Consider the following 11,141-nt stretch of genomic DNA (forward strand, 5'->3'; position numbering starts at 1 on the left):
GGACCGAGACTTCTTCATATTCCGACTGGTCAAACTCTACGCCTAAAAATTTAACACTTCTAACTGCCAAATTTAACATATGCACCGCCATTTCGGCTTGACCCACTGAAATCAGTGACAAAAAGAAAAGTCGCTGAAATTCAGCGACTTTTGATTGATAGTAGTGGTCCCACTTGTACTTTGAACTTCAAGGTAACTTATTGTAGGGCAGTTTATTCTCTATGTTAAAGTTCGGAATTGGCTCAGATGAGGCACCTCTGTACTTCATCATTTTGCAACGCCGTTCTTATCTTCGTTTTTGCAAAGTTAATCATTAATTGCCATAGTGCCAAATTAGTCATCTTAAAAGTTCATAAAATGAACTGCTATTGGCTATAAGCTATCAGACATCAGGAACTGTCTTAATGTCAGATGTTTTATACCCTCGTAGTTCTGAGGACGTGACATCGGATTCATGGATATGACATACTTGGGATAGTTGTCTTGTATCTTCAGCAGATTTCCGAACTCCCGCTCCATTGTCTTGTCGTCAGCGATGAGATAAGCCACCTGTATATAGACTGATGTGCCGCCTTTTTCGACAACGAAATCAATTTCACCATTGGGAAGTGTTCCTACGCTGATCTTGTATCCAAGATTTTTAAGGTGAAGATAGACTGCATTTTCTATTACCTTCTCTATGTCGCCTGTGCGGTTTTGCCCGGCAAGCATATTGCGCAAACCCAAGTCCTCGAAATAGTATTTATCGTTGGTCTCCAACAAACGTTTTCCATGTATGTCGTATCTCGACACCTTATTGATGATGTAAGCGTTTGAGGCGGCTTTAAGATAGTTTATCGCAGACAACGGGGTCAGTTCCACCCGCTGTGATTTGAGATATTTGGACAATGACGTGGCCGAAACAAGTTGACCTGCGTTGTCGCTGACGTATGACATCAGATTTTCAAATAGTGTCACATTGCGAAGTCCTTCCCGCTGCACCACATCTTTAAGAACAATGGTATTGTAGATGTTCTGGATATATTCCCAGACCATATCCTCATTTTCAAGTCCGAGACGGTACAGGTGAGGAAGACCACCGAAGCCGAGATATTTCAGAAGACTGTCATCTGAATCATTAAGGTTGTGAAAGGTCAGGAACTCCCGGTATGACAAACTCAGGATATGAATCTCAATATATCGACCGCCGAGGTATGTGGATAGCTCTGACGAAAGCATCTTGGCGTTACTTCCGGTCACGACAATCTGGCACTCCTCGTCGGCATTCAGGCTACGGAGTACATTTTCAAAGCCATTTATATCCTGCACCTCGTCAATGAGCAGATAGTTATCTGCACCTTCTTTCAGTTTGCCGTCAAGGTATCGCGAGAGATCTTCTGCATTTCTAATGTCGGCATACTTTGTTTTTTCCTTATTGATATATATGATGTTGGCATCCGGATTACCGGCTTCAATCTCCGTGACGAGTTGACGGATTATATAACTCTTGCCAACACGACGCTGCCCGGTAAGGGCGATTATCATCCCCTTGCCGATAAATTTCTGAATATGCTCAATATACTGTTGCCTTGCTATAATCTTCATACCTGCAAAGGTAACGAATTTTGTTAATCATACCAAACAAAAATGGGATAATTCGCAGTTGTATTTGTTATACCTTACAAAATCACCCGGAAACTGCGAGAGGCGCGACGGCTTGACTTTGGCAGTCGCAAGCGAGGCATTGCCGGGGTGAGGCAATGCCGTCAGTGGCGTTTGGAGCGAGTCCGGCACTACCGCTGACCGCATTGCCAGAATTGAAGAGTCGGCTAAACACCGAGTGTCTGATAGCCTGAGCATGTTGCTTCGCTGTACATGCCAAGTCTATTTGCCACTCCGTGTTCTTACGCCGCCTCCATCATTCGTTATTTGAGTCGTTGCGCCACTCTCCGTTAGCAGCAGTCCACGGGCCGAGACAGTGATGTGCCTCCTTCCTTCGTCGGGGGCATATCACAGACTCGTCTTTCCGGGACTGGACAATTCTATTTACAGACATTTCAATATTACGAAAATTTCAGAGCGATTATGTAGCCGTATGTTTTCACCGTTCCGGAGTCGTGGCTCCTGTTATTGTCTAATCAACAGCGATTTTAACTTGCTTGCCAATAGTTAACGTGTGGTGCCGGGGATATTCTTTTTCCTTTTGACTGAAAAATCTCCAGACACAAAATGGTATTTGCCTCCGTAAGCTCCGGCGAATACTTCATTTTGCACTCGTATTTTTCCGTCAAAGGGCGAACATCCCCTTTGTTCACCACACGCCTTTGAGGTGTCAAGCAAGCGAAAACCGATGGTGATATACAAATAAAAAAAAGTCGCAACGATGAAAACAAACAGCCACATAAAAGGTCAAAGCGAAGCTCAAAGCCTCAGGTTCAACCAAATAAAAAAGGTTGCAAAGGTGGTGGCTATCATCATCGGAGTAATAATCGGAACTCTGGTGTGGGCGATGGTCAAACCTGTAATCCGAGGTGCGGGCTGGGTAATATCCATTATAACCGCAATAATGATAATCTTTTGGTTATTCACCCTTTAATATAACACTGATATGGCTACTATGAAATCCAACAACGCTGCAATCGCAGCTATGCAGCTGATGCTCCAAGAGCGTTGCATCGCAGAACCCACATTCGCCATCAAGATGGCTAACCCGTCCAAGAGTATGGAAGGCGCAGTAAACTATCTGTGCGGACAAATTCAGAAGAGCGGTCTGTGCTGTGTCGATGACGCTACCGTGATGAACATATTGGTTCACTACTTCGACGAGAATGAGATTGAGGAAGGCGGAAAAGTCAACTGCAACATCGTGGTATCCAAGCCGGAACTTTCCGATGAGGATAAGGAGGAACTCAAAGAGCAGGCTATGGAGCAATACAAGGAGGAGCAACTCCGAGAAATCAGACGGCAGTCAGCTCCGAAGACTCAACCCAAGCCGACCGCCACCGCTCCCAAAGCCGGAGCAGAAATCAATGTTCAACCCAATCTTTTCGACTTCTAAAACTTCAAGGATATGAAACCTCGCAATAAGAAACAACAGCATATAGTGGAACTGAGTGGGCGACTTCGCCCGCTCACCACTCCCCAAATGAATTGGGCACTCAACTCTACCATCAATCACTATGGTTATAGGTTGAAGAACGGAATGTGCACCTGTATGAAATGCGGTCACGAGTGGCTGGAGACACGCAACGGAATGTGTCTATGCCCCGAATGTGGCACTCAGATTGAAATCAAGGATACAAAAGAGCGTGTTATCCGCGAAAAGTCCTATTTCAACGTAATCACCACCATCGAAGACTATCAGGTAATCAGAATGTTCCTGATGATGGTTGAAATGCGCAAGGGTATGAAGGTGAAACCTGCCTATCTTGAAATCGGTCAGTATTTCATTGACCCCAAAGGCAATAAGACCGTTGTCGCTATCCCTCGTACTCTCGGTTGCTATGTTGATACCTTTGCATTCGGCGCACCACTTGAAATCAGAAATGACGGGGAGGCTTATATGTACGTTTCAGACCAATGGGTATATCCTCACATCAAGGTCACTGACACCATCAAGCGCAACGGGTTCAAGAACTCTGTCCACCATATCCACCCCGTGACTATGTTCCAAGAGTTGCTGACCAACCCAAAAGCCGAGACACTGATGAAAGCCAACGAGATAGGATTGTTACGATACCTTTGTGCAAGACCAGCCTATAAGTCAGACATTGACAAGTATTGGAACACCATTAAGATAGCCAAGCGCAACGGCTACAAGGTTAAAGACCCGCAGATGTGGTTTGACTATATCAAGATGTTGGAGCGTATGGGCAGAGACCTCAATTCTCCCTCGCTGATAGCACCCAAAAACCTCAAAGTAGCCCACGATGAATATGTGGCTAAGGTCAATCGCCAGCGCATCAAGGAGCAGAGAGAGAAAGAACGTCAGCAAGCCATCAAGGACAAAGCCAAGTTCGAGGAACTCAAATCCCGCTACTTCGGAATGGAAATGACTGACGGAGAGATTGAAATCCACTCAATCGACACCATCGATGATTACTATAAAATCGGAGATAAACAATCTATCTGTTGCGGTACTGCCAAATATTACCTTAAAGAGGATACATTGACACTTACCGCCTACATCGGAAACAAGCAGATAGCCACCATCGAAATTTCGCTTGACGACTACCACATAATCCAATGCCGAGCCTTCGCCAATGAAATATGTGAGTACACCCAGCAGATAGCTGGTATCATCAACGCCAACAAGAAGATGATAGCAGAGAGAAAAAGAGCATAGACAGTGCCATATCAGCGATGAAGGTGGCGGAGTATAAGACCTCCGTCACCTTCATTTTGCCAAAAATTTCGGCCGCCAAAAGGCGGCGTTGTGCAGGTAATTCGTTCCGAAATTCAGCGTTTTTTAGTAATTTTGCAATGTAAAAACGTATCAAATTCAAAGCAGTACAAAATGACTAAGGCAGAAATAGCGAGTGAAATCGCAAAGACAACCGGCATCGACAAGTCCGCAGTTGTTACCGTTATCGAACAGTTCATGACCGTTGTGAAGGACAGTCTCGCACATGGTGAAAACGTATATCTCAGAGGCTTTGGTAGCTTTATCGTCAAGCAGAGAGCAGAGAAGACCGCGCGTAACATCAGCAAGAACACCACCCTGATTATTCCGGCTCATAACATTCCGGCATTTAAGCCTGCCAATTCTTTCAAGGAAGAAATTGCAAAATAATGGAAGAAGAAATTGAAAAGGATAATCCTGCAACTGAGGGAATCCATATTCAATCCGAAATCTGTAATTGTTCCACTTGTTTGGAAAATCGTAAAAGGTATGTTCATATACTTGATGTCGATAAATATATCGAATCATTAAATGACTGGGATTGATAAACTATACAAATGCCGCGATGCTATTTTGTTTCAATGAATAGCATCGCGGCATATTTTATGGTGTGTAAAGAATTGCAAGCTCCGTAAGCCGCCTTTTGTGAAGGCCGGAGTGCCACTTGCCTTTGTAATGGCAGTGGGAGGTATAGGACTTGAAGATGTTGCGGTCGCCGCGTTTCAACTTTTTCAGAACGCTGCTTTTATTGACGGCTCCGGGGCCAATGTTATAAGCGAGAGCCGCAAGAATATACTTGTCACGCCCATATTCTTTATACAACTCGCAAAACTTGGCATAGTCACGGCGAAGAAGAGCATCAGCCTCCCGTTCACTGTACTGGCGGCGTGTGAAATGTTCTCCCCGCTGAACGACATGACCATAGCATATCGTCGGCCAGTGTTTAGGCTTATGAAGTGTTTCAAACTTCTTTATAATCAGTACTGCTCGCTCAAATAGCGGAAGCTCCATAATCGACCGCTTTGCGTTGGCTGCCGGCGTTGCCGCCGCGAGGGTCAGCAAAGCCATAAAGAACATCAGTAATTTTTTCATCGGGCAATCGGTGTTATTGTTCCGGGATTGACAGGGACGATTGTTCCGGGGGTCTTGCCTCCGTCATCGTCGCCACTGTCGTTACCGTTGAACTCAAATGTCTGTTCCCACGGTGTCGAATTGAAATTGTCCTCGACCACCACTAAAAAGCGATGTTGCTGGTCTGATTTTGCGGTGTAATTCAGTCGGAAGGTCTTGCTTTCGAGCAGAAGACGGTCGTTGTTGACCAGCACAGGTCCATCAACGAGTTTGAGCGAGCCTTCGCCGTCATACTGGAAGTAGCGGATGGTATAGAGGGTGTTGGTGTAGTTGCCTTCGGGCTTTATCTCGAAGCGCAGCTCGACAGTCTCGCCCTTGGTGATTTTGTCGCCGTATGGCATGACTTCCACCGTAAAGGGATAGGACTGCTGCACGTCGAGGTCGTCGGAGCATGAAGTGAGAGCGATGACGAGAGTGAAGAGGGTTGCCCAGAAGCCGAAGAAGCGGGCGGGAGTGATGCGGATAGCACCTATTTTATCAAAAATCATATTCATATTATTCAGAGTTTTACTTTATTCGATTTTTTCGGATAGAGCGACATAAGGTAGTCGTTCAGATCCTTGTGGTTGGGATAGAGTGCTGACTTGTCCGTGACTTTATTACCGAACTCCCTTTGGAGTCTGGCGAGTGCTGCGCGACCGGCGGTGTCATTGTCAAGATAGCACTGGATTACAGTGTAATCGCCGAGGGCAGGTATCGCTTTCTGGAGATTGGAAACAGAGTTGAGCACAACAGTGTCGAAACCATCATTATAGCCGAGGCATTCCGCTGAAAGGAAGTCGATGAAGCCTTCAAACACGTTGCACCGGGCATTTCCGTTGGCAATTATAGTGATGTGCTTAGGCGGATACGAGCCTTTGAAGAAAGGATTGCGCAGCTCATAGCCATTGGCATTATTGCGGAAACCTACTGCGTAATATCGCTTTCCATGCAGTTCATAATCAACCTGTACACAGTATCGTTGGGCTATCTCCTTAGGTATGCCTCTGTCGGCGAGATAGCGCAGCAACACGTGAGACTCCAGACGCGACACTTCGACATTTTCAAAGGTCGGTTCTTCGACAAACGGCGTTGGCTTATAAGGTTTAGCGACCGGGAGGCGCATCTTCTCCGCGATGTAATCGGCTTGCCTTAAAAAGTCCGTTTCACCGGACATTTCTCCGGCAAGCGAGAAGATGTCGCCACCCGCGCCCGTTCCGAAGTCAAACCAAACCTGACGGTTAGGATTGACATGGAACGACGGTTTTCTCTCACTGCGATACGGGGCGTAAAACCACAGACCTTTGCTGTCGCGTCCGGTAGGCTGATATCCCAACTGATTGAGAAACTCGACAAGCGAGATTTTCCTAATGTCGTCGATGTTCATAGGCGAATCTTCCGTTGGGGTTTGTCAGGTTCCTGCTTGGACGGTTCTGTATTCTGTTCCTTATCTTTGGACTTTTCCAAAACCGCCATTTCTGAGGCTATATATCGGTTCAGTTCCGACATATTGCACGAGCCTGTCAGTTCATAAGCGAGGTCATAGATACTGCCGTATGCACCGGTCTTTGTGTCTCGCCAGAGATTTGTTTCGGTGTTGATTACCATTGTCGGACCGAGATTGGCATCGTATGGAGCATTGTAAATCCTCAGATTGCCATCGGCAGCAACCGGGTGTTCCTGACCGAGAGCTTTCATAAAGTCTATGAGCTTCATCTTCTTTATATCAATGCCTACAACCGTCGGAGGCTGCGGGCAACGCGCCATTATCGAAAGTTCCTTGCCTTGCTCATACTCATTCATATATTTCAATATGAAGTCACGCGGGTCCATATAGAGCGTCGGATTCATTTTCAAGGCGGCAAGGTCGATGATGTCTCCGCTTTGGTCTGTGGAATAGTCATACCATTTGTTGGTGGAGGTATTGACAACCAACATCGGCTCAGGGTCGTCGCGTTGCGGTGCATAGTAAAGTTTCATATCCTCGAAGGATTTGACAGGCTTCTCGCCAAGAGCCGCCATAAATTCTGTAAGAGGAATATTGCCGATGTCTTTTTCAGTGTATCTCATAGCCATTACTCGATTATGAATTTGACACCGACACCATATTGTGTATGGAATATCTGCACATCGCTACCGAAGGTGAAACGCTCCTTGATGTTGGCAGTCAGGGCGATTTTGTCTGAAAGGTAGAAATCAGCCTGTAATGTAAGCGCACCGCCATAGATGAAGTTGTCGCCGTTATGGAGCGTCGAACCGTCGGATAAAACCGACTTTCCCCAATTCACTGTTTCGTAGCCACCGAGTGCCGACACGCCACCGTATAGGTGAAAAGTCTGTGAGTAGTCGCTCAACAGATGGAGATTGTAGCCGACCTCGCCTGTAAACTGCGCGACCGAGATACGACCTTTCGCGCCGTAGGGCTTATAGGTCTGGAGATACTCGCCGCCGAAGCTCCAAATATTGGCACTCCCCTTATAAACTGAATAGAACACTCCGAGAGAATAGCCGCAGTCGCGGGAGTTGCCGGTATAAAAGCCGTCTGTCATGTCAGCCTTGATTTCTACCGCTGACATTCCGGGGAGGCATCGCTGGGCCATTGCCCGCCCTCCGAAGAGGGTGAGCATGGCAGCGATTATCATTATCGCTTTTCTCATAGTTACTGTATGCTTAATTCGTCAATTACGTTGGCTCTCACAATATCCTCGTTCTCGACCAAGAAAGACTGATGGCGGCCGCCTTCTTTCTCGGCAATCTCAATAACGAGCTGCTTATCGTCGGGAATGGTGAATTTCTCCAGAGCGAAGACCGTTCTTTCAGAGGATTTTCCGTGTACTACAGTCACATAGTTCTGGGCGCGGAGTGGTTCAAGTACCTGCTCCTGCATTGCGGTACGCTTGATAACCTTCTTATCCACAATCTTGAAGCTGACATAATCGACATCGAAAGGAATATTAGATGTGTTTTTCAGTTCGGTGTGGAAATAGAGAAGTCCATTGTTGGTGTAGATGGATTTCAACAGGAACTGCACCCCGAAACGCTTCGAGCCGATATGCTTGATCTCGCGCTTGTTCTGCTTGTAGATTGACTTCATAATCAACTTGACAAGCATAGGTGATTCACTCCCCAACTTTTCGAGGTATATCTCCTGAGCGTTGTTCGGACGGTTGACAGCCTCGCCGTCATGGAGAAAGTCAGTCATCTCAATGCTCAGAAGCAGAGGCTCTTTCGCAAATTTGACGTTGAAAACATAGTAAGAGCCATCATCGGTAATCACCGACAGATTTGTTTCAGTTTTGAAACGCTTAAACGCTGATTTAACTCGAAGTACGTTCTTTGCTCCGTCTGCGAGACCTGCCACAAGGTTCTCATTGCCGAGGTCAACGTACACGATTTCAGCAGGAAATATGATGTGCGTAGTCTTTTCGTAGCACACTTCGAGAGCGTGAGGCGGAATCATGCGGTCGAAGCCGACCTTGCGGGTCAGACCGTCAAACTTGTCGCCGTCGGTGTAGTTTTCACCGTACACGTTCATGTCGTGTTCGGCTACCTGTTCAGTGTCAGGCGACACGTTATTATCGGTGTTATTGACAGTTGTCTTCGATTTAGCGAAGACAGGGGTTGCCATGCCGAGAACGGCAATAGCGGATAGTATAATAGTCTTTATTTTCATTATTAGTAAATTATATTAGACATCTTCGGGTTGGTGAATCATCACCCGATACCCGGCTTTAAGGTGGACTTTCACAGTACGCAGTTTCTTGTTGAGATACTGACTGACACCGTTGATAAGTCCTCGACCGACATCCGATGCAATCTGCGCACCGGTATTCGTGGTCAGATTTATAGAACTGCCCATAGTGGAGCCCATATTGGCACCGATCTCGTGCAGTGCGTCAGACTCCATAGAATTAGGGATATTGATACCCTCCAGACCGTCGGAATCATAGACCGTTAAGTCCACCTCATACACAGAGCCGTTTGCCTCAATTGATGTAATGGCAACCTCCAGTCTCTCGCCCTGTAATCTCGCCACTCCGACAAGAGGAGTGTTCCGGGGTATCAGGGCATTGCCGACCCACATCGGTTCGGTAAGCCGGAGTTTAACCGACTGTCCGTTAATCACACTCTGGTCGTTTGCCACAACAGCCGCGATAGTATTCTTGGCAACAGAGGTTTTCCTTCCGACAGAGGTGTTGAAGCCACGGTCAGATGACGCACTGAGCGAAGAAACCACACTGCGATTTACCTGAGTCACCGGCTGCACATTCCGTTTGCCTTTTTCCTCGGATTGCCGGGGAGGCGGATAGTTCCCGCCATTGCCGTTGCCCATATATTGGGCGGCAAGCTGATATGAACGTTCAAGCATTTCCATCTCGTCCGGCTGCTGTGCCTGTTGCGTGACCATTACATTCTGAGCCTCCAGTTCCTCAATCCGAGCCTGCAACTCTGCCACCTGCTCAGTCTGGCTATAGTCAGGCACATAGAAATCCTGAATAGAAGCCTGTACCTGCTGGTACTGCGAAACAGAACCCTCAATGGCTGATGATTCAGCAACAGTATCGAGAGATGAAGAAGTCGCGATTGTGTCAAGTGACGCGACAACATCAATCCGTACCTGTTTTTTCTTGGCTGCATCAGCAGCCTCGTATTCCTGAACCTTTGTGCCTATTTTCTCGCTTTCGCCGGCCGGTATCTCGGTGTTGAAAGCATTGCCCGTCTTGGCATCTTCCTTGTTCAGACTGGAATACAGCAGCCACAGAATTACCACACCTGAAAGGATAGCGGCAGGGAATACCACGAGATATTTCATCATCTTCTGACGCTCCGCAGTAGTCTTGGGCTGGAAGTATGAGTTAATCTTCGCTTTCCACTCCTGTATCGTCATAGGCAGAATCTTTTAGTTCGGGGAGGTCGATCTTTATTTCTGTATAATCGACGGTCTTTTTAGAGACTGAATCCAAAGCAGGGATGTCGATACCACGGATATGCTCTACCTCATATTGGAAGACGGCGTTCTTTGCTCCGATTTTGTAGCAGGCGTGGCCGAACACGAAGAAGGCAATCAGCACGAAAGCCGAGAGCAGTACGGTCACGACCATCAGCCTTTGCTTGTGGGGCATATCGTCGCAGACCTGTTTCAGTTTTGCGCAGACTCTCCCTTTTGGCTCCCGCCAGACCCAATCAATGAGCCGGGCGAGAGGAGATTTATTTTTCGTCATAATTATCGTTTAGTAGTGATTATATCCTTGTTCTCAAGGATATTGAAACCTTCGATGATAAATCCGTTGGGATTGTCGTCAGAGCGCGACACGTTTGAAAGGCGACACGTTGTCACCAGTGTGCGCTGGGTAACATTCGACTCACGGATAATCATCTGTCTGGCATAGGTCTTGGCGGTGTAGGGGTAATTGTTGAAATCGCATACCACGCTGTCAACCTGCACCACTTGGTTTATATTCCCCGCAATGATGCGGTTATAGTGGCTCAAGCCGAAATTCCGGTGCATGTAATTTTCAGAAAATTGTTAAATTTGCGGTATGAAAACATCGGAAGCATTCTGGATGTTCTTGCCCCAGGGGCTGGACGAACTGTTTGAGATGGTGCGCTTCGAACGTACAGAACAGGCATATGACATATGGCTTGATGA

Annotated in this window: 13 protein-coding genes and 2 pseudogenes; 5 read left to right on the plus strand and 10 right to left on the minus strand. The window is 46.9% G+C overall.

Annotation, left to right across the window (positions count from 1 at the left end; all coding sequences use genetic code 11):
* Nucleotides 1–372: 372 nt before the first annotated feature.
* Complete coding sequence (locus QGT73_RS15845) at nt 373–1,584, minus strand: ATP-binding protein (RefSeq protein WP_123400551.1); 1,212 nt, start codon at nt 1,582–1,584, stop codon at nt 373–375.
* Nucleotides 1,585–2,362: 778 nt separating this feature from the next.
* Here QGT73_RS15845 and QGT73_RS15850 point away from each other — a divergent pair.
* The 5 genes from QGT73_RS15850 to QGT73_RS15870 all read left to right on the plus strand — a co-directional run bounded on the left by QGT73_RS15850 (nt 2,363) and on the right by QGT73_RS15870 (nt 4,926).
* The gene (locus tag QGT73_RS15850) at nt 2,363–2,575 is read left to right on the plus strand and encodes a hypothetical protein (RefSeq protein ID WP_107681638.1); all 213 of its coding nucleotides are present in this window, start codon (nt 2,363–2,365) and stop codon (nt 2,573–2,575) included.
* 12 nt (nt 2,576–2,587) lie between these two features.
* Nucleotides 2,588–3,037 (plus strand): PcfK-like family protein, encoded by a 450-nt coding sequence (locus QGT73_RS15855; RefSeq protein WP_123475503.1) that lies wholly within the window; start codon nt 2,588–2,590, stop codon nt 3,035–3,037.
* A 12-nt stretch (nt 3,038–3,049) separates the two neighbouring features.
* Complete coding sequence (locus QGT73_RS15860) at nt 3,050–4,324, plus strand: PcfJ domain-containing protein (RefSeq protein WP_123400556.1); 1,275 nt, start codon at nt 3,050–3,052, stop codon at nt 4,322–4,324.
* Nucleotides 4,325–4,495: 171 nt separating this feature from the next.
* Nucleotides 4,496–4,771, plus strand: a complete 276-nt coding sequence (locus QGT73_RS15865; RefSeq protein WP_123400558.1) for an HU family DNA-binding protein — start codon at nt 4,496–4,498, stop codon at nt 4,769–4,771.
* Nucleotides 4,771–4,926: a hypothetical protein gene (locus QGT73_RS15870; RefSeq protein WP_160632018.1), complete on the plus strand. Its 156-nt coding sequence runs from the start codon at nt 4,771–4,773 to the stop codon at nt 4,924–4,926. The genes QGT73_RS15865 and QGT73_RS15870 overlap by 1 nt, the downstream gene beginning before the upstream one ends.
* A gap of 58 nt (nt 4,927–4,984) precedes the next feature.
* Here the strand turns inward: QGT73_RS15870 and QGT73_RS15875 are convergent, their stop codons facing one another.
* The 9 genes and pseudogenes from QGT73_RS15875 to QGT73_RS15915 form a co-directional block, all read right to left on the minus strand.
* On the minus strand, nt 4,985–5,473 hold the full coding sequence (locus QGT73_RS15875; RefSeq protein WP_123475505.1) for a lysozyme: 489 nt from the start codon (nt 5,471–5,473) through the stop codon (nt 4,985–4,987).
* The gene (locus tag QGT73_RS15880; protein ID WP_123400633.1) at nt 5,470–6,000 is read right to left on the minus strand and encodes a DUF3872 domain-containing protein; all 531 of its coding nucleotides are present in this window, start codon (nt 5,998–6,000) and stop codon (nt 5,470–5,472) included. Before QGT73_RS15880 ends, QGT73_RS15875 begins: the two co-directional genes overlap by 4 nt.
* An 11-nt stretch (nt 6,001–6,011) precedes the next feature.
* Nucleotides 6,012–6,878 carry a toprim domain-containing protein gene (locus QGT73_RS15885; RefSeq protein ID WP_123475507.1) on the minus strand — a complete coding sequence of 289 codons (867 nt, stop codon included), beginning with the start codon at nt 6,876–6,878 and terminating at the stop codon, nt 6,012–6,014.
* Nucleotides 6,875–7,561: a hypothetical protein gene (locus tag QGT73_RS15890; RefSeq protein ID WP_148060929.1), complete on the minus strand. Its 687-nt coding sequence runs from the start codon at nt 7,559–7,561 to the stop codon at nt 6,875–6,877. The genes QGT73_RS15885 and QGT73_RS15890 overlap by 4 nt, the downstream gene beginning before the upstream one ends.
* Before the next feature lie 5 nt (nt 7,562–7,566).
* A complete protein-coding gene (locus QGT73_RS15895; protein ID WP_123400583.1) occupies nt 7,567–8,148 on the minus strand; it encodes a conjugal transfer protein TraO in 582 nt (193 codons plus the stop codon).
* Between the two features lie 2 nt (nt 8,149–8,150).
* A pseudogene (traN, locus tag QGT73_RS15900) lies at nt 8,151–9,002 on the minus strand (conjugative transposon protein TraN); the annotation flags it as partial.
* Between the two features lie 177 nt (nt 9,003–9,179).
* Nucleotides 9,180–10,379: a conjugative transposon protein TraM gene (gene traM / locus QGT73_RS15905; RefSeq protein ID WP_123400155.1), complete on the minus strand. Its 1,200-nt coding sequence runs from the start codon at nt 10,377–10,379 to the stop codon at nt 9,180–9,182.
* A complete protein-coding gene (locus tag QGT73_RS15910; protein WP_123400153.1) occupies nt 10,348–10,713 on the minus strand; it encodes a TraL conjugative transposon family protein in 366 nt (121 codons plus the stop codon). Before QGT73_RS15910 ends, traM begins: the two co-directional genes overlap by 32 nt.
* A gap of 2 nt (nt 10,714–10,715) precedes the next feature.
* Nucleotides 10,716–10,976: pseudogene (locus QGT73_RS15915) on the minus strand (conjugative transposon protein TraK); the annotation flags it as partial.
* Nucleotides 10,977–11,141 lie beyond the last annotated feature (165 nt).

Origin of the sequence: Duncaniella muricolitica, assembly GCF_910574735.1 — a bacterium.
Lineage (GTDB): Bacteria > Bacteroidota > Bacteroidia > Bacteroidales > Muribaculaceae > Duncaniella > Duncaniella muricolitica.

Excerpts from the sequence above, each read along its gene's own strand:
- QGT73_RS15885 (WP_123475507.1), bottom strand. The coding sequence starts at position 6,878 with ATGAACATCGACGACATTAGGAAAATCTCGCTTGTCGAGTTTCTCAAT.
- QGT73_RS15855 (WP_123475503.1), top strand. The coding sequence starts at position 2,588 with ATGGCTACTATGAAATCCAACAACGCTGCAATCGCAGCTATGCAGCTG.
- traM (WP_123400155.1), bottom strand. The coding sequence starts at position 10,379 with ATGACGATACAGGAGTGGAAAGCGAAGATTAACTCATACTTCCAGCCC.
- QGT73_RS15845 (WP_123400551.1), bottom strand. The coding sequence starts at position 1,584 with ATGAAGATTATAGCAAGGCAACAGTATATTGAGCATATTCAGAAATTT.
- QGT73_RS15875 (WP_123475505.1), bottom strand. The coding sequence starts at position 5,473 with ATGAAAAAATTACTGATGTTCTTTATGGCTTTGCTGACCCTCGCGGCG.
- QGT73_RS15860 (WP_123400556.1), top strand. The coding sequence starts at position 3,050 with ATGAAACCTCGCAATAAGAAACAACAGCATATAGTGGAACTGAGTGGG.
- QGT73_RS15890 (WP_148060929.1), bottom strand. The coding sequence starts at position 7,561 with ATGAGATACACTGAAAAAGACATCGGCAATATTCCTCTTACAGAATTT.
- QGT73_RS15850 (WP_107681638.1), top strand. The coding sequence starts at position 2,363 with ATGAAAACAAACAGCCACATAAAAGGTCAAAGCGAAGCTCAAAGCCTC.
- QGT73_RS15895 (WP_123400583.1), bottom strand. The coding sequence starts at position 8,148 with ATGAGAAAAGCGATAATGATAATCGCTGCCATGCTCACCCTCTTCGGA.
- QGT73_RS15865 (WP_123400558.1), top strand. The coding sequence starts at position 4,496 with ATGACTAAGGCAGAAATAGCGAGTGAAATCGCAAAGACAACCGGCATC.
- QGT73_RS15880 (WP_123400633.1), bottom strand. The coding sequence starts at position 6,000 with ATGATTTTTGATAAAATAGGTGCTATCCGCATCACTCCCGCCCGCTTC.
- QGT73_RS15870 (WP_160632018.1), top strand. The coding sequence starts at position 4,771 with ATGGAAGAAGAAATTGAAAAGGATAATCCTGCAACTGAGGGAATCCAT.
- QGT73_RS15910 (WP_123400153.1), bottom strand. The coding sequence starts at position 10,713 with ATGACGAAAAATAAATCTCCTCTCGCCCGGCTCATTGATTGGGTCTGG.